Consider the following 15,984-nt stretch of genomic DNA (forward strand, 5'->3'; position numbering starts at 1 on the left):
ATCAATGATGGGATTAGCTTCTCTATTCGTCATGGGAAATGCAGATGCAGCGCAACAAATTAAAATTCGCATTGGTCCGTTAGAACGTGAAATTCAGGTGCGAGATTTAGAACGATATGGGAGAACGGGACAAGTTCCAGACTCTCTCCAACTATTAGAACCGATCCTGACCAGAGATGTGCAAAACTTGTTAACCCGTCGTTTAGAATTTGACAAAAAAGTTGTAGATCGCTTTTTATTCGGAACGCTGACTTCACCGCAACTGGAACCGCTGATTGAACAGTTGCAAACGGCGTTACCTGAAGCGGAGTTTGAAGAGTTAATGGTGGGGTTATATTTGGCGTTACGAGAAGGAAATGGCTTAAGTGTTCTCGATTTTATTGCTGCTTATCCTGAAGATACGATAACGGTTGATGCCACAGCAGCGATCGCGCTGGGAGTGCAAGTTAATCTCTCTTATCTCCAAAGTAAACTATTAGCGCCGATTCTGGCTCAAGAATTAAAAGTGGAATCTCACTCGTCGTTTCGCCCTGATTTTGATCCCAGTGCTGCGGGAAATTATGAGTTTCGGGAACGGAGTTTGATTTTTCGGGATCAAGTGCGCGATCGCGCAATCTTAGCTGATTTTTACATTCCAGAAGCCAAACAAGGTCAGCTAGTCATCCTCTCTCATGGTTATGCAGCCAACCGCCGTTTTCTGCTTTATCTCGCCCGACATTTAGCGAGTTATGGTTATACCGTCGTCGCCTTAGAACATCCAGGAAGTAATATTGAACGCCTTTCTGATAGCGAGTTTACGATTAATCCCGCAGCCTTACTTTCCCCAGAAGAGTTGCTCGATCGCCCGCAAGATATTACGTTTCTTTTGAATGAATTAAATGACCTCAACGACTATTCTCGCGTTTTACGCAATCAATTTAATACCGAGAAGGTCACAGTTATTGGTCATTCTCTCGGCGGTTATACAGCCTTAGCCTTAGCAGGAGGAGAATTAGACTTAAAAGCCGTGCGTCAGTTTTGTCGCAATGTAACGCCTCTTGGACGGTCGCCCGCAGACTGGTTACAATGTGCAGGGGCAAAATTACCGAATAGTACCCTGAGTTTACGAGATGAACGGGTCAAACGCGCGATCGCGCTCAATCCCATGACCAGCCATTTATTTGGAAAAACAGGACTAGAAAAGATTACTATTCCCACGGTCATTTTTAGCAGTAGCGAAGACGCAATCACTCCCACACTCACCAATCAACTGAAACCTTTTCAACAACTGTCTGGAGAGAAGTATTTTCTGACTGCGATTGGTGCAACCCACATGAGTATTACCGATATTAGCAACATTCACAGTCCCATGGGAAAAAGCACTCTCGTTCCAGAATTGATGGGAAGAGAAGCCGAACCGCTACGCAGTTGGATTCGTAGTATAACGCTAGCATTTCTCAAACAGGAGAGTTATCAAGCCAGACGATATCAACCCTTTCTCACCCCAGAATACGCGCAATTTTTATCAACTCCAAGATTATCCTTTCGCTTAACGCAAAACGTTCCTTCTACTTTAAATCCGTGGTTACAAGGAATTGATTGGACACGCCAGCGTGTGGTTGTGAGGAGAGAACAATGGCGCGATCGCCGACGGAATACAGCCCTTGATCTCAATTTCCCCACCTTGAGTACTCAACCTTCTAGCAATAACTATTATCAAGGGGAATTAGATGAAATCTTCAAAACCCTTTCTCGCGGTTAATATAGCAGTTTTCACTCTCCTCATTTTGTTCTTCGTTCTTGGATAAATTTCCAATTGATTTAAGGTTGGCTCAATCGCGCGTTCGCTAATATTGATGCTTATACCTGTCAGTCCGTCAAATCCCCTGATTTGTAGAAGACTATCCGCTGGTTTTTCGTTAAGCTCGTCTGTAGAGTAATTTCTAAAAGGGATTTTCATGAAGCAGCAAACTCAAGTTTCAACGTCTTCTGTCGTTACGTTACAAGTCTCACCCGCGCAAGTGGTGCGAGGAAAAGGCGCGATCGCGCAATCAGCAGTCAATATCGCCCAACTTGGGAAACGCCCGTTAATCATCGGCGGCGATCGCGCACTAAATCTGGTTCAACCCTTCCTCAATCCAGTCTTGCAAGAGTATGATTTAACAGCCATTAGTGCTTCTCACTATCCAGATTCTTGTGAGGAATCGCAGCAAAAATTAAAAGAACAAGTTGCGACCCATCAAGCTGATCTCATCATTGGCGTTGGTGGGGGAAAAGCACTGGATATGGCGAAATTAGTTGCTTATCAATGTGACTTACCCATCGTAACGATTCCGACATCAGGCGCGACTTGTGCTGCGTGGACAGCCCTTTCCAACATTTACACCGCAGCTGGGGCGTTTCAATATGATGTTCCCCTTCCTCATGCGCCAAACTTATTAATTCTCGATTATGATTTAGTTGCCACCGCCCCCAAACGGATGCTCATTGCTGGAATTGGAGATGCCTTAGCGAAATGGTATGAAGCCAGTGTCAGCAGTGGTGATTCTAATGCGAGTTTAACCATCGCTGCGGTACAACAAGCGCGAGTCTTACGAGATATTTTATTACAGAAATCTGCGGAAGCCCTAGACAACCCTGGTGGCGAAGTTTGGCAAGAAATTGTTGATGCAACCGTTTTACTTCCAGGTGTCATTGGGGGGTTAGGGGGCGCAAATTGTCGCACAGTCGCAGCCCACGCGATTCACAACGGGTTAACTCATCTTGCAGCCACTCATGATATCTTACACGGCGAAAAAGTCGCCTATGGCATTTTAGTGCAGTTGCGCTTAGAAGAAATGGTCGAAGATAACCAACTCGCTGCCTCGGCGCGACAACAATTATTACAATTTTATTCTGAAATTGGTTTACCAAAGAACCTTGAGGATTTAGGATTAGAAAACGTCACCTTGGCACAGTTACGGCAAGTTGCTGAAGTTGCTTGTGCGTCTGATTCTGATATTCATCGTTTACCATTTACCGTTGAACCCACAGAATTAGTGGCTGCAATGGTGTCCACCACTGTTAGTGCAAATCCTAAGGTCGTGGCTGTGAACCAAGAAAGTTAACAGAAAAAATTGAGAACACGATGGGATTTGAATTTACCCCTGCTGACCGCTTAAATGCCCTTCCCCCCTATGTTTTTGCTCGTTTGGATGAGTTAAAAGCAAGGGCGAGAGAACAAGGCTTAGATTTAATTGATTTGGGGATGGGAAACCCCGATGGTTTTGCGCCTCAGCCTGTCATTGATGCAGCAACAAAAGCCTTGAGCATCCCTGAAAATCATGGTTATCCGCCTTTTGAAGGGACAGGGAATTTTCGCAGCGCGATCGCGCGGTGGTATCATCGCCGATATGGGGTAAATTTATCCCCAGACAGTGAAGCGTTACCCTTGATCGGGTCAAAAGAAGGCTTAACTCATTTGGCGTTAGCTTATATTAACCCTGGTGATGTGGTCTTAGTTCCCTCTCCCGCTTATCCCGCCCATTTTCGCGGACCCCTGATTGCGGGTGGGAAACTGCATCAGATGAGGCTAACCCCCGAACAAGATTGGGTCATTGATCTGTCTAAAATTCCCGAGGATGTGGCGCAGCAGGCGAAAATGCTGTATTTCAATTATCCCAGTAATCCCACCACGGCGGTTGCACCACGGGAGTTTTTCGAGGAAATTGTGGCGTTTGCGCGTCATTACTCGATTTTACTGGTTCATGACCTCTGTTACGCGGAATTAGCCTTTGATGGCTATCAGCCCACCAGTGTTTTAGAAATTCCAGGCGCGAGAGAGATTAGCGTTGAGTTTCATACCTTGTCGAAAACCTACAGTATGGCGGGCTGGCGTGTTGGTTTTGTGGTGGGAAATAGTAAAATTATTCAGGGACTGCGGACGCTGAAAACCAATATGGATTATGGGATTTTTTCGGCAGTGCAAGCAGCAGCAGAAACCGCGTTAGAGTTACCGGATAGTTATGTAGAAGAGGCGCAACAACGCTACCAGCAACGACGAGATTTTTTAGTGGAAGGGTTAGGAAAATTAGGCTGGAACATTCCGAAACCGAAAGCGACTATGTATCTATGGGTTCCTTGTCCCAAGGGAAGTAATTCAACCGATTTTGCCCTTGATACATTACAGAAAACGGGTGTCGTTGTAACGCCAGGTAACGCTTTTGGTGAAGCGGGAGAAGGCTATGTCAGAATTAGTTTAATTGCCGAGCGCGATCGGCTGCAAGAGGTACTGAATCGCTTTGAAACTCACGGCATTCGGTTTGATTAGTTATTAGTCATTAGTCATTAGTCATTAGTCATTAGTCATTAGTTATCAACCTCTCTGTAAATACAAAGGACAAGGGACAAAGGAGGAAGGACAAACTGACAAACTGACCTCCCAATCTCCCCTACTCTTTCTATGTCTGATCCCATTCAATTATTATTTGGTGGTTTAACCCATCTCGCCCCTGGGGATGATGACAGTACAGCCTATGTTCTCAGCTTGCTTCCGCGTCAGGCGTTTGAGTTAGTGGTAGATGTGGGCTGTGGAACGGGACGACACACGCTGGTGCTTGCGGAAAAACTTAAGACTTTAGTCCACGCCATTGATCTATATGACTTCTTTTTAGAGGATTTGATGGAAAAAGCGCAACTCCGAAATCTTGATCCTTTCATCCAAACCCATTGTCTGGATATGGAAGACCTTTCAGAAACCTTTCAAAATATTGATCTCTTATGGTCAGAAGGATCAGCATATTCCATTGGTTTTTCTCACGCCCTCAACTCTTGGCGAAAAATCATCAATCCAGAGGGGTTTTTAGTGGTGAGTGAACTGACATGGCTGACTGACAAAAGACCTAATCGCGCTCAAACATTTTTCCAGTCTGAATATCCAGCAATACAGTCTGTTGAAGAGAATCTTGCTGTGTGTGAAAAAGCAGGTTATAAAGCTCTCCAGACCTATACCCTACCAACAAGGGGTTGGAAACAGTATTACGATCCCCTCAAACTGAGAGCGCAAACGCTACAATCTCATGAAGATCCCTCAGTGCGACAATTCGCGAAAGGAATGTTAGAAGAAATAGCCGTTTTTGAAGAATGTGGTGATAGCTATGGCTATGTTTTCTTCGTTTTGCAACGTTTAGCTTAACAAGGTACATCCAATTGGGATTGAGTTCATCGTTAATCTGGTGAAAGGGAAGCCCGCAACTGGGAGCGCGATCGCGTTCTCAAATTCAATATTTTTCTAATCAAACAATAATGATTTTCAGCTTATTTGAGGACTCAGTTGCTCAACAGTTACTAATGAGAAGAGAGCACTAGTTACTCATAATCGCACTGATGCAAGAAGAGCTTGTGCAAAGTTATTTCAATGCAGGTGAGATGCACTGTGGGGTGATTTTTGCAGTTCGTCCTTCACCACAAGAGATTGCAAAAAATCAAGTCCGATACATTTAGTGAAGAATAACGCGATCGCGCTCGTAAATTCGCTTTAAGCGCACTGTCTAAAAACGATAAACTTCTCGCCGATGACCAATTTTGATAACTAAGATAACAAGTTCTTGATCGCGAATTTCGTACAAAACCCGATATATTCCGACTCGAATACGGTAAGCATCTTCCCCTCTACCTTGAAGTTTCTCAACACCCGAGGGACGAGGTTCTTGGGCTAGAGCATCAATTTTGTCGCTAATTCGTTTCTGATCCTGTCGAGAAAGCCGTTTCAAGTTTTTCTCAGCCCGACGGGAGAACTCAATTTGATAGCTCATAGCCCTAAGTTGGCTTTAACCGTTTCCCAAGGGATTGTACCTTCTTCCTGAATCTCTTGTTTTACCGCTTCCATGTCCGCAATATCTTGCTCGTCTTCCCAGCGCTGATAATCTTCAAGGAGTTCGAGAGCGTGTTCTATCACTTCACTGGGGGATTGTCCTTGATGCTCTACAATTTTATGAAGACGTTCTTCCGCTTTGGCAGTTAGAGAAATTTCCATGTTCCTATTACTCTGTAAGTTACAGTTGATAGCAGGCGATCGCGCAGCGCGTCTCTTAAATTTGACTCTAATTCTATCTTAATAAGTGTGAAGGGGAAGCTCGAAACCGAGAGCGCGATCGCGCCATTATTAGCCAGAGAATTGATTTAAGTAGCGATCTCACTTCAAAACTTTAGTGATTATTTGATTAAAATCTCTATTAGATGGCAACTTCTAAAAATGAAGAAGTGGTTGTTGGCAATGGAATTTCATAGCCCTCTTCTTTCATCCCTTCGAGATGAAACTGTATCGCTTCTTTCATATTCTCTTTCACTTCCTCGATTGTTGTACCTGTGGAGACGCAGCCTAGCAAATCTGGAGAATAGGCAGAATATCCCGTTGATGTTTTTTCAATTACAATTAAATATCTGTTCATTTTGAACAACCTACGTCTTATTTATTTTTTGATTCCAGCTTGTTTTAAGATACTATTCTCAGTTCCAGGAGCGATATCGTCGTTAGGTTTACCTGGGATAGTGACTAAGCCCCGTTTAGTCGGGTGTTTATACTGACGATGACTGCCTTTAGTTCTGGCAAGTTTCCACCCATCATTTTCAATAAGGCGGATAATCTCTTTAACTTTCATTTGTTTCTGGTGATGCTAGCTAAAGGCAAATAACGATTAACGATTCGAGAACCACCTTATTTTGTTTCATAGTAGCTTATTGGAAACTAGAACTTGCGCGATCGCGCCTTCCCCCAACGCAATCACATTCTCATAAATTCTTAATCAGATCAACAAACAAAATTCTTTGATCTTTGTATGTTACCGATTTATTAGACAGATAGATATACTCTCTATCTATATTTTCTATGAAGCTAAGAAAATCAACAGCAATATTTAAAACTACCAGTGCATCTAAGTAACCAATACGAGTTGGATAGATATTTATTTTCAGTAACTTAGTTTGCTGCCTTGAAATATCGAGTACATCCTTATATTTCTTATCCCCATAGCAATCTTGAAGAATAGGATTATCAACTAATTCCATATCCCCTCTAGAATTGCTAGTAAATTGTGCTTCCCAAACATGATTATGCGCTATTACATCTATGACAACAAATAGTTCTTTAGTTTTATGATAAAAATCTAAATTTTAACTGTCTTGATTGATAAGATTTAAGATAAAGTCTAAAGGGTTTCTGGTATGATTGTTTGTAAGTTTCTTGGTTCTTACAACTATTGATTCAATCATAAATACTGTGAGGGAAATTATCGCAACAGAATAACCATTTTCGTATGGTGATGTCTGAATATCATTACTTCCTTTGGGCTTGTGACTTTGCAAAGCCTCAATAAGAGTGGTAATAGGCTGAAGGTAGCTTGTTCCAATTACTGAAATATGCCCTTGATATTGTGATGAAGTCATACTTGTGTAAATGCTATTTATAAACTTCTAATCATAGAAACAAATTTATGTTATAAATTGCTAAAGCAACAAAATGAGTAATTTCAATCTAATTTATATTTTTATCGGAAAAGCCACGAAATAAATCTGTAGTCATCATAATTGAATAGGGATCAAAATCTTCTATAAACTTTCTAGCATTCTCTCTAACATCATTTTTTGGATCAAAAAATAGCTGGCAATTATTTTCATTTTTTGTGAAGTCATAATCATCTGTAATAAAGGCTAGGTCAGTGCGAATAATTTTGGTATTTATCAAATAGCCTGCTATTTTCTCTTCTTCAGTGATTTCAAGCCATACTCTTTTTTTTATTTGAACAATTCTAACACCGATAATTTCAGGTCTAAGATAATGTAAATATCGCTTTTTTAGAGGCTCAAAAATATCTTCAGCTTGAGCTATAAATTCTTTACTTAATTGTGAATTATTTAGTTTTTGTAATAAAATTATTGCTTGGTTAAGTGGATAATTAAAAAATTCACGATTATCTGATATCCGAAAATCATGTAGCTCTTTATGGAAATCAGCTTCAAGCTCTTCGTGTTCATCTGAAAAAATTTCAAAAGCAACTTGAAATGGAGTTGGTACACCAGTAGTAAAGAGTTCACGCGCCCTTGATCGAGAATCACGAATAGTGCGTCCAACTTTAATTAATCCTGGTAGCGAAACATTAGTCAGTATGTACACATATCCTGAAGACATCTTTTTAATTAGTAAACTTTATCTGATCAAAATTATAGTGGACTATACTTATAAAGTAGTATTTTTTATAAACATTTAGATTGATCGCGCCTCAAAATTAACTATGTATCACTTCACTCAGGGCTTCTTGAAGAACTTCATCACTGACCCCATGACGCTTCAAACTCTCAACCAAAGCCGAAACCGTATCATTCTCCAAACGTTCTAAGTCAGCACGCAACCCTTGACCAATGTAAGCACGAGCCAGAGGTTGATAACCTGAAAAGCCCAGCATAGGGGCGACTCGCTTCAAATCTTCAACCACGTCTTCAGGGAGACGCATGGTAACAGTCGTCATCGATCGGTTTTTGTTGAGTCGTTTCTTTAAAGTTTCAATTTTCATAAAAATCACGTTCCTTGCGGGTTGCTTGACGGGCGGAAATAATCCGAATCATGTCATTCTCAAGCTCAATGTAAACGACGTACAGACAATTCCATCGTTCATCTAAACCAATGAGTGCTTCTCGCGGTTCATTGTTACGACTAGCATCAACAACCGCCAGCATTGGATCAAAGAAGGCTTGTATAGCTTGCTCGAATGTGACACCATCGTGTTTTTGAGGATTAGTCCGTGCTTTTTCCTCATTCCAAACAAAGGTAATCCCATTGAGCTTGAAAAAAACATCCATACCATCTAGTTTAGACGAAAATATATTGATATTGTCAATACGTTTTTAGCTCTCCCATGAGCTCATGTAATACCATTTCGATCAACTGGCGCTACACACCGTAGGCTGAAAGCCGTGCCGTAGGCATCCACTAAAGCCCCCCTTTCAAAGAGGGGTTGGGGGGCGAAATTCAGGATGGTGATGTTGCGCTTCTCGCTAAAATACCAAAAAGGACGAATGTAGAGGAAAAGCAATGGCGCAACAGTGGCAATTTTGGATCGATCGCGGCGGCACGTTTACTGATATCGTAGCCAAAGGGGATGATGGCACAATCCTCACCCATAAACTCCTCTCCGAAAACCCCGACCATTACCAAGATGCAGCCATTCAAGGGATAAGAGACATCCTTGGCTTAACCCCAGATCAACCCCTCCCCAGCGACAAAATTCAGGCGGTTAAAATGGGAACAACCGTCGCCACCAATGCGCTGTTAGAACACAAGGGAGAACGGGTTGTCCTTCTCATTACCAAAGGCTTTCGGGATGCGCTACGCATTGGCTATCAAAATCGTCCTGATATCTTCGCCCGTGAAATAATCCTCCCAGAAATGATCTATGAACAGGTCATCGAAGTAGAAGAAAGAATTGATGCGAATGGCGAAATCATTACCCCTCTCAACGTTGAACAAGTCAAACAAGACCTGAAAACCGCTTATAATCAAGGGATTAGAAGTTGCGCCATTGTTTTAATGCACGGTTATCGTTATTCGCGCCACGAAAAGCAAATCGCCGATATAGCAAAACAGCTTAACTTTACCCAAATCTCCGTTTCTCATCAAGTCGCGCCCTTAATGAAACTCGTCAGTCGCGGGGATACCACTGTTGTTGATGCGTATCTTTCCCCCATTTTGCGCCGATATGTGGAACAAGTCGCCAGTCAATTAAACCTCAGCAACCACAACACCACCCAACTCCTGTTTATGCAGTCTAACGGCGGGTTAGTGGATGCAAAGCACTTCCAAGGGAAGGATAGCATTTTATCGGGTCCTGCGGGAGGCATTGTCGGGGCAGTGAAAACCAGCCAAATTGCAGGCTACGATCAGATTATCAGCTTTGATATGGGGGGAACTTCCACCGATGTCGCCCATTATGCGGGGGAATACGAACGCAACCTCGAAACGGAAATTGCAGGAGTACGCCTGAAAACCCCCATGATGGCGATTCACACCGTCGCTGCGGGGGGTGGGTCAATTGTCGAGTTTGATGGGTCACGATACCGCGTGGGACCCGCTTCGGCGGGTGCGTATCCAGGACCGGCTGCCTATGGAAACGGCGGACCCCTAACCATTACCGATTGTAATGTGAAAGTTGGAAAGTTGCAGCCCCAATTCTTTCCCCACGTCTTTGGGAAGAATCAGGATGAACCCCTAAATGTGGAAACCGTAGAAGCGAAATTTCAGGAATTAACGGCAAAAATTGGGGATAATCGCCCGCCAGAAGCGGTTGCGTCGGGTTTTATCGCCATTGCGGTGGAAAAGATGGCAAATGCAATCAAGAAAATCTCTCTAGAAAAAGGCTATGATGTTTCTCAGTACACCCTTTGCTGTTTTGGCGGTGCGGGAGGACAACACGCTTGTCTCATCGCTGATGCGTTAGGGATGAAACGAGTGTTAATTCATCCGTATGCGGGGGTATTATCCGCTTATGGAATTGGTTTAGCCGACATTCGGGTGTTACGAGAACAAACCGTTGAAGCCAAACTAACTTCTGATCTCGATTTAGATTCTATCTTCTCTCCATTAATCGCAAACGCACAACAAGAGTTATCACAGCAAGTCAATTCTTCTTCACCAACAATACCATTTTCAAAAACTAATGCCCCCCTTAATAAGGGAATCCCCCCAAGAGTTCCCCCCTTTCAAACCGGAGCTTTAGTGAGGAGGGTTAGGGGGGATAGGAATATAACGACACAGCAAAAAGTTCATCTCAAATACGCAGGAACAGACTCTCCTCTGCTAGTTAATTATGATAGTCGGGAAGCAATGGAACAAGAATTTCAAACCCTCCATCAACAGCGTTATGGGTTTGTCATGGAAGGGAAACCTTTAGTTGTCGATGCGGTTTCTGTAGAATTGATTTATCAAACGGAAACTCTCACGGAAAATACCATTCCCCGTCAACGAGAAACGCCACCCCAACCCATTACAACTGTTTCCGTTTACCTTGGAGACAAATGGCGCGATACTCCTGTTTATCAACGGGAAGACTTACAACCACAAGATATTATTTCTAGTCCAGCGATTATCATTGAACCCACAGGAACGAACATTATTGAACTCGGTTGGGAAGCAACGGTGAATAATCACGGTCATCTCATCCTGACCAAACAAGCAGAAGCAGAAAGTCTGACTGTACAACCCACAGCGACAGAAAAACCAGACCCTGTTTTACTAGAGATTTTTAATAACTTGTTCCGTTCCATCGCAGAACAAATGGGAACAACGTTACAGAATACCAGCTATTCCGTAAATATTAAAGAGCGTTTAGACTTTTCTTGTGCAATTTTTGATCGAAATGGTCAATTAGTAGCAAATGCGCCTCATATTCCCGTCCATTTAGGCTCAATGAGTGAGAGTGTGGGAAGTTTGATCAAAGCCCAACAAGGAAACCTGAAGCGAGGGAATGTGTATGTTTTAAATAACCCCTACAACGGCGGAACCCATCTTCCTGATGTTACGGTGATTACCCCTGTTTTTGTGGATAATAGTCCTTCTCCTCTGTTTTATGTGGCTTCGAGAGGACATCACGCCGATATTGGCGGAATTACCCCTGGTTCCATGCCTCCTCATAGTACCAGTATCGAAGAAGAAGGGGTGTTACTGGATAACTTTTTATTAGTAGAAGATGGACAGTTTCAGGAAGAGAGTCTGTTGGAAAAACTGACGACAGGGAAGTATCCCGTGCGAAATGTTACCCAGAATATAGCAGACTTACAAGCGCAAATTGCAGCAAATGAAAAAGGCGTACAAGAATTATTGCGGATGGTGGAACAGTTTAGCTTGGAAACGGTACAAGCGTATATGTTCCATGTGCAAAAAAATGCAGAAACAGCCGTTAAAAAAGTAATTGAACAGCTACAGGAGGGAAGTTATCGCACGGAGTTAGACACAGGAGGACACATTCAGGTTAAAATTAGTCGCCCCTCCAATGGGGGGGAAGGATGCGCCAAAGTTGATTTTACAGGAACATCTCCCCAACAGGAAAGTAACTTCAACGCACCCGCAGCCGTTTGTAAAGCTGCTGTGTTGTATGTGTTTCGGACATTGGTAGATGATAATATTCCCCTCAATGCTGGCTGTTTGAACCCCATAGACATTATTATTCCTGAAGGCTGTTTATTAAACCCTATTCCTCCTGCTGCGGTAGTAGCGGGAAATGTTGAAACCTCACAGTTAGTTGTGGATGCGCTTTACGGTGCGTTAGGAGTGATGGCTGCATCACAGGGAACAATGAATAATTTCACCTTTGGGAATGAGCGTTATCAGTATTATGAAACGATTTGTGGCGGTGCTGGTGCGGGAAATGGCTTCAACGGTGCGGATGCGGTACAGACTCACATGACCAACTCCCGTTTAACTGACCCAGAGGTGTTAGAGTGGCGGTTTCCTGTATTAGTAGAACAGTTTAGCATTCAGGAGAATAGTGGCGGAAACGGTCGTTATCGTGGTGGAAATGGCGTTATTCGTCGGATTAAATTCTTAGAAGCGATGACAGCAGGGATTTTATCGGGTCGTCGTCAGTTTGCGCCGTTTGGGTTAGCAGGTGGGGAGTCTGGGAAAATGGGATGCAATGCGGTGGAAAGAAAGGATGGAACGGTTGAAGTGTTAGAGAGTACGGCGACTGTGGAAATGGAAGCGGGAGATGTGTTTATTGTTGAAACCCCTGGCGGTGGGGGATATGGAAAACTTAGCTAATCACAATTGATTCATGTTGGGTTTCACTAAGCTCTACCCCACCTACTCTACTGCTAAATTAATACTTTCTCATATCAATTATGGAGAATTAAAAGCTAGAGCTTCAATTAAATATTTTCGTTTTTCTTCTCCCACTTCCCGATAGATATTTAATAATTGTTCAAACGCCGATTCACCACCAATTAAATTCCAAAACTCTTCCCCAATCAAAACCATATCATCAAAAGGCATATAATTTCTTGCATAAGACCATTTGTAATCTTCCCTTGAGCTACCATAGGGATTATATGACATTGCATAATAACTCTCTTAATTTACGAGTTTTGTATTCTTGTACTAACTCCTCTAAAAAGTAATCTAAAAAAAATTTAATTGCTTGATATGTTTCTTGGCTGATTGATCTCATTTGGTAAAATAACTGGTAGTAATGACTGGGCTAAATGAAAAACAACAGGAACAGATACTGCATTTCCAAACTGTTTTTTAGCTGTTTTCTCTTCGGAATGAGGAAGGAAATAATCAGGAAATCCTTGTAATTGAGCATAATCTTTTACCGTCAGTGACTTAAAGCGTCTTTTTCGGTACACTTCTTTAATAAAAAGTCGTTTATATTCATCAGGAGTTTGACAAGGAATAGCAATTTTAGAGACAAAAACTTTTGTTCCTGTCGCCGTTAAGGTAGAAATTGCATCAGCATAAGGCATAAAAATTTTAGAAATCCCATTAATTCCAGAAGAGATTTTGGAGTTAACAAAATCATATCCTCTTTCTTTATAATGAATAATGTTTTTCGTGACTAATTTCTCTAACTCTCTAAGTTTTAAGTCGGGAACTAAGGTTAATAAATCGGCAAAACTCAAAGGATTACCGTCTTTATTTCCGTATTTTTTGCTACGTCTATTTTTACGCAAAACTTCACAGATATATTTTTCTCGTTCACTGGTTCTAATTAAATCCCAAGAATGAATCGTAGTATGTCCGCCACGAATATCAGCAAAAATAAAAAAGTCATTGAGTTCATCTATTTTCTGAAAACGCCCTCTTGCTGGTGGGATTTTGTTTTTTCCTCCATATAAAATCTCAGGGGGGAATTTATTTTTTATCACTTCCTGACAACTAATATTATTAATTGCATTATAAAGTTTAGGTTTTTGTTTCAACGGTTGAGGAAAATCAAATAAAGTTCTGTCATTGTCTAGAATTTTATTTCCCACAATAAATACTCTTTGCCGATCTTGAGGAAGTCCAAAATCATAGGAGTTAAGAACTTTCCACTGGACTTGATAACCACTGTTGGTTAAACTTTCTAAAATATAAGAAAAACTCTTTTGATGTCTGGGATCAGTTAATCCTTTAACATTTTCAAAAATAAAGCCTTGTGGTTGATTTAATTCCACAATTCTAATAACATCAAACCATAAACGTCCTCTTGGATCATCAAAACCTCCTGATTTTCCAGCGATCGACCACGGTTGACAAGGAACACCGCCAACAATTAAATCGATGTGCCAAGGCAAATAATTAATTTGTTTAACATCTCCTAAATCAATCTCATTAGCATTAACATAATTAATAAAGTTTTTCTGATAAACTTCTCTCGCCTCTCGATCAATTTCTGAGTAACCTAAACATTTTCCTCCTAATTTTTCTAAAGCAATCCGAAAGCCACCAATTCCAGCAAATAAATCAACGAATGTAAACTGATTTTGACAAAAGGATGTTAAAAGATGAGGATTGAACAACTTTAATTGTTCACAATTAATAACAGAAGCCATATTTTTATAAACGATGTAGAAACTAGTTATATTATTAATAATATACAGACTTGACTATGGAATTCTTGTTTGAATATTTTACATAAATAACTCTCTAACAACACAACTAAATTTAGGTAACAGGGGACTGGTTAATGTATCTTCTGCAAGTAGGGTAAGGGCTAATTCTCAAACGGCTTGTTTGCGCCGATAGACTTTAATTTGTTGTTGCTGATGATATAAAATCCAGTATTCTTGTACGCCTTGGGTGGGGTAGAGCTTTCGTTTTAATTCGAGATCGCGCTGTTTATCTTTCGCGCCTTTGGATAGCACTTCTACTACTAATTCTGGTGAGTCTGTTAGGTGTCCAGACTGATCTAAGCATTCTTCTAAGCACTGGTTACTCGCCCATACTACATCAGGAATCACACTATCAGTTGCTGAGAAAATTATACCAAGCGCAACGGCGCTAAGTTTGCAGCACTCCAGCGTACTTGATCGCGTGTGGTCATTTTACAATCCTTGACTATGGAACGGTTGAAGTGTTATAGAGTACGGCGGCTGTGGAAATGGAAGCTGGAGATGTGTTTATTGTTGAAACCCTTGGCGGTGGGGGATATGGAACACTTAGCTAATTACAATTGATTCATGTTGGGTTTCGCTACACTCGAATTACAATTGATTCATGTTGGGTTTCGCTACACTCTACCCAACCTACTGTTACTCTTACAGGGACTACACTAACGACGGCTCATCGACCACTTCACGTTAGTTCACCATATTGAACTTTCCCTAGCACCTTTTACCTTTCTGGCGAGTCATACTTGGTATGTGGTTACATTTAACTCCCTGCTTTCCACCCCACCGTTACCAGCGACGCAGTTGGGAGCGGGAATACCCATGCACACTTGGGTAGAGTCTTTCTGATGGACTCACTCTCGAAATGCGACCTCGTGTCGCACTGGGTTTCGTACATTATAGCAGACACAGAAGACTAAAGTCTTTGTTCGCCATTCATGAGGGGCTGTCGTCGGAACGAGGGTGACGACGCTTGTAAGCCCGGTCCATCGGTTTGAAACCAATGGCTTTCTGACTGGCTATTTGTAACTTATGGATATCGAACGGGGGAAGTGATTCGGGTTAATCTTAATCCGATTAGTGGTCGCGAACAATCGGGAAATGCTCGTCCCTGTCTAGTTATCAGTCACACCCGATATAATAAACCGTCATTCCGAGGCTGACAGACCATTACTTACCGTCACGCGATCGCGCTCTGATTTTAGAATTAGAAGTACAGGAGATAGAGTAATGATATTAGATATTACATTAGAAGATTCTCAATATCCCGATCTGGCAAAAACTCCTTAATCATTGCACGAGTCCCAAAAAGTTCTCCATTAATGATTTCATGCTTGTTTGAATTATTTTAGCTTCAGAGCGCGATCGCGCTTCCCTCTCAATCAATAC

At 41.9% G+C, this 15,984-nt stretch carries 18 protein-coding genes; 6 read left to right on the plus strand and 12 right to left on the minus strand.

What is annotated here, in order from left to right:
- Positions 1–4 precede the first annotated feature (4 nt).
- The 4 genes from PCC7418_RS15655 to PCC7418_RS15670 all read left to right on the plus strand — a co-directional run bounded on the left by PCC7418_RS15655 (position 5) and on the right by PCC7418_RS15670 (position 5,152).
- Positions 5–1,741, plus strand: a complete 1,737-nt coding sequence (locus PCC7418_RS15655) for an alpha/beta hydrolase (RefSeq protein ID WP_015227161.1) — start codon at positions 5–7, stop codon at positions 1,739–1,741.
- A gap of 196 nt (positions 1,742–1,937) precedes the next feature.
- The gene (locus tag PCC7418_RS15660) at positions 1,938–3,086 is read left to right on the plus strand and encodes an iron-containing alcohol dehydrogenase family protein (protein ID WP_015227162.1); all 1,149 of its coding nucleotides are present in this window, start codon (positions 1,938–1,940) and stop codon (positions 3,084–3,086) included.
- Between the two features lie 20 nt (positions 3,087–3,106).
- Entirely contained in the window at positions 3,107–4,288 is a 1,182-nt protein-coding gene (locus PCC7418_RS15665; protein ID WP_015227163.1) for an aspartate aminotransferase, read from the plus strand.
- A 132-nt stretch (positions 4,289–4,420) separates the two neighbouring features.
- The gene (locus tag PCC7418_RS15670; RefSeq protein WP_015227164.1) at positions 4,421–5,152 is read left to right on the plus strand and encodes a class I SAM-dependent methyltransferase; all 732 of its coding nucleotides are present in this window, start codon (positions 4,421–4,423) and stop codon (positions 5,150–5,152) included.
- Between the two features lie 355 nt (positions 5,153–5,507).
- Here the strand turns inward: PCC7418_RS15670 and PCC7418_RS15675 are convergent, their stop codons facing one another.
- The 9 genes from PCC7418_RS15675 to PCC7418_RS15710 form a co-directional block, all read right to left on the minus strand.
- Positions 5,508–5,771, minus strand: a complete 264-nt coding sequence (locus tag PCC7418_RS15675) for a type II toxin-antitoxin system RelE/ParE family toxin (RefSeq protein WP_015227166.1) — start codon at positions 5,769–5,771, stop codon at positions 5,508–5,510.
- Positions 5,768–5,992, minus strand: a complete 225-nt coding sequence (locus tag PCC7418_RS15680; protein WP_015227167.1) for a hypothetical protein — start codon at positions 5,990–5,992, stop codon at positions 5,768–5,770. Before PCC7418_RS15680 ends, PCC7418_RS15675 begins: the two co-directional genes overlap by 4 nt.
- A gap of 199 nt (positions 5,993–6,191) precedes the next feature.
- On the minus strand, positions 6,192–6,407 hold the full coding sequence (locus tag PCC7418_RS15685) for a type II toxin-antitoxin system HicB family antitoxin (RefSeq protein WP_015227168.1): 216 nt from the start codon (positions 6,405–6,407) through the stop codon (positions 6,192–6,194).
- Positions 6,408–6,428: 21 nt separating this feature from the next.
- Positions 6,429–6,617, minus strand: a complete 189-nt coding sequence (locus tag PCC7418_RS15690; RefSeq protein WP_015227169.1) for a type II toxin-antitoxin system HicA family toxin — start codon at positions 6,615–6,617, stop codon at positions 6,429–6,431.
- A gap of 130 nt (positions 6,618–6,747) precedes the next feature.
- Positions 6,748–7,023 (minus strand): hypothetical protein, encoded by a 276-nt coding sequence (locus PCC7418_RS15695; protein ID WP_015227170.1) that lies wholly within the window; start codon positions 7,021–7,023, stop codon positions 6,748–6,750.
- Positions 7,024–7,128: 105 nt separating this feature from the next.
- On the minus strand, positions 7,129–7,401 hold the full coding sequence (locus tag PCC7418_RS20800; protein ID WP_150107082.1) for a hypothetical protein: 273 nt from the start codon (positions 7,399–7,401) through the stop codon (positions 7,129–7,131).
- An 88-nt stretch (positions 7,402–7,489) separates the two neighbouring features.
- Complete coding sequence (locus PCC7418_RS15700; RefSeq protein ID WP_015227171.1) at positions 7,490–8,143, minus strand: GIY-YIG nuclease family protein; 654 nt, start codon at positions 8,141–8,143, stop codon at positions 7,490–7,492.
- Positions 8,144–8,240: 97 nt separating this feature from the next.
- Positions 8,241–8,525: a hypothetical protein gene (locus PCC7418_RS15705; RefSeq protein WP_015227172.1), complete on the minus strand. Its 285-nt coding sequence runs from the start codon at positions 8,523–8,525 to the stop codon at positions 8,241–8,243.
- On the minus strand, positions 8,515–8,811 hold the full coding sequence (locus tag PCC7418_RS15710; protein WP_015227173.1) for a BrnT family toxin: 297 nt from the start codon (positions 8,809–8,811) through the stop codon (positions 8,515–8,517). The genes PCC7418_RS15705 and PCC7418_RS15710 overlap by 11 nt, the downstream gene beginning before the upstream one ends.
- Positions 8,812–9,043: 232 nt before the next feature.
- Here PCC7418_RS15710 and PCC7418_RS15715 point away from each other — a divergent pair, with 232 nt between their 5' ends.
- A complete protein-coding gene (locus tag PCC7418_RS15715; protein WP_015227174.1) occupies positions 9,044–12,763 on the plus strand; it encodes a hydantoinase B/oxoprolinase family protein in 3,720 nt (1,239 codons plus the stop codon).
- Between the two features lie 78 nt (positions 12,764–12,841).
- Here PCC7418_RS15715 and PCC7418_RS15720 read toward each other — a convergent pair whose 3' ends face one another.
- From PCC7418_RS15720 to PCC7418_RS15730, 3 genes are all read right to left on the minus strand, one after another.
- The gene (locus PCC7418_RS15720) at positions 12,842–13,057 is read right to left on the minus strand and encodes a TdeIII family type II restriction endonuclease (protein WP_051030560.1); all 216 of its coding nucleotides are present in this window, start codon (positions 13,055–13,057) and stop codon (positions 12,842–12,844) included.
- A 74-nt stretch (positions 13,058–13,131) separates the two neighbouring features.
- On the minus strand, positions 13,132–14,538 hold the full coding sequence (dcm, locus tag PCC7418_RS15725) for a DNA (cytosine-5-)-methyltransferase (RefSeq protein WP_015227176.1): 1,407 nt from the start codon (positions 14,536–14,538) through the stop codon (positions 13,132–13,134).
- 168 nt (positions 14,539–14,706) lie between these two features.
- Positions 14,707–15,006, minus strand: coding sequence for a Uma2 family endonuclease (locus PCC7418_RS15730; RefSeq protein WP_216086757.1), 300 nt, complete (start codon positions 15,004–15,006; stop codon positions 14,707–14,709).
- Positions 15,007–15,647: 641 nt separating this feature from the next.
- Between PCC7418_RS15730 and PCC7418_RS19970 the strand changes: the two genes are divergently transcribed.
- Positions 15,648–15,758 (plus strand): type II toxin-antitoxin system PemK/MazF family toxin, encoded by a 111-nt coding sequence (locus PCC7418_RS19970; RefSeq protein ID WP_216086648.1) that lies wholly within the window; start codon positions 15,648–15,650, stop codon positions 15,756–15,758.
- Positions 15,759–15,984 lie beyond the last annotated feature (226 nt).

The organism is Halothece sp. PCC 7418 (genome assembly GCF_000317635.1).
Lineage (GTDB): Bacteria > Cyanobacteriota > Cyanobacteriia > Cyanobacteriales > Rubidibacteraceae > Halothece.

Excerpts from the sequence above, each read along its gene's own strand:
- PCC7418_RS15685 (WP_015227168.1), bottom strand. The coding sequence starts at position 6,407 with ATGAACAGATATTTAATTGTAATTGAAAAAACATCAACGGGATATTCT.
- PCC7418_RS15720 (WP_051030560.1), bottom strand. The coding sequence starts at position 13,057 with ATGTCATATAATCCCTATGGTAGCTCAAGGGAAGATTACAAATGGTCT.
- PCC7418_RS15690 (WP_015227169.1), bottom strand. The coding sequence starts at position 6,617 with ATGAAAGTTAAAGAGATTATCCGCCTTATTGAAAATGATGGGTGGAAA.
- PCC7418_RS15660 (WP_015227162.1), top strand. The coding sequence starts at position 1,938 with ATGAAGCAGCAAACTCAAGTTTCAACGTCTTCTGTCGTTACGTTACAA.
- PCC7418_RS20800 (WP_150107082.1), bottom strand. The coding sequence starts at position 7,401 with ATGACTTCATCACAATATCAAGGGCATATTTCAGTAATTGGAACAAGC.
- PCC7418_RS15710 (WP_015227173.1), bottom strand. The coding sequence starts at position 8,811 with ATGGATGTTTTTTTCAAGCTCAATGGGATTACCTTTGTTTGGAATGAG.
- PCC7418_RS15655 (WP_015227161.1), top strand. The coding sequence starts at position 5 with ATGATGGGATTAGCTTCTCTATTCGTCATGGGAAATGCAGATGCAGCG.
- PCC7418_RS15670 (WP_015227164.1), top strand. The coding sequence starts at position 4,421 with ATGTCTGATCCCATTCAATTATTATTTGGTGGTTTAACCCATCTCGCC.
- PCC7418_RS15695 (WP_015227170.1), bottom strand. The coding sequence starts at position 7,023 with ATGGAATTAGTTGATAATCCTATTCTTCAAGATTGCTATGGGGATAAG.
- PCC7418_RS15680 (WP_015227167.1), bottom strand. The coding sequence starts at position 5,992 with ATGGAAATTTCTCTAACTGCCAAAGCGGAAGAACGTCTTCATAAAATT.
- PCC7418_RS15665 (WP_015227163.1), top strand. The coding sequence starts at position 3,107 with ATGGGATTTGAATTTACCCCTGCTGACCGCTTAAATGCCCTTCCCCCC.
- PCC7418_RS15700 (WP_015227171.1), bottom strand. The coding sequence starts at position 8,143 with ATGTCTTCAGGATATGTGTACATACTGACTAATGTTTCGCTACCAGGA.
- PCC7418_RS15675 (WP_015227166.1), bottom strand. The coding sequence starts at position 5,771 with ATGAGCTATCAAATTGAGTTCTCCCGTCGGGCTGAGAAAAACTTGAAA.
- PCC7418_RS15705 (WP_015227172.1), bottom strand. The coding sequence starts at position 8,525 with ATGAAAATTGAAACTTTAAAGAAACGACTCAACAAAAACCGATCGATG.
- dcm (WP_015227176.1), bottom strand. The coding sequence starts at position 14,538 with ATGGCTTCTGTTATTAATTGTGAACAATTAAAGTTGTTCAATCCTCAT.
- PCC7418_RS15715 (WP_015227174.1), top strand. The coding sequence starts at position 9,044 with ATGGCGCAACAGTGGCAATTTTGGATCGATCGCGGCGGCACGTTTACT.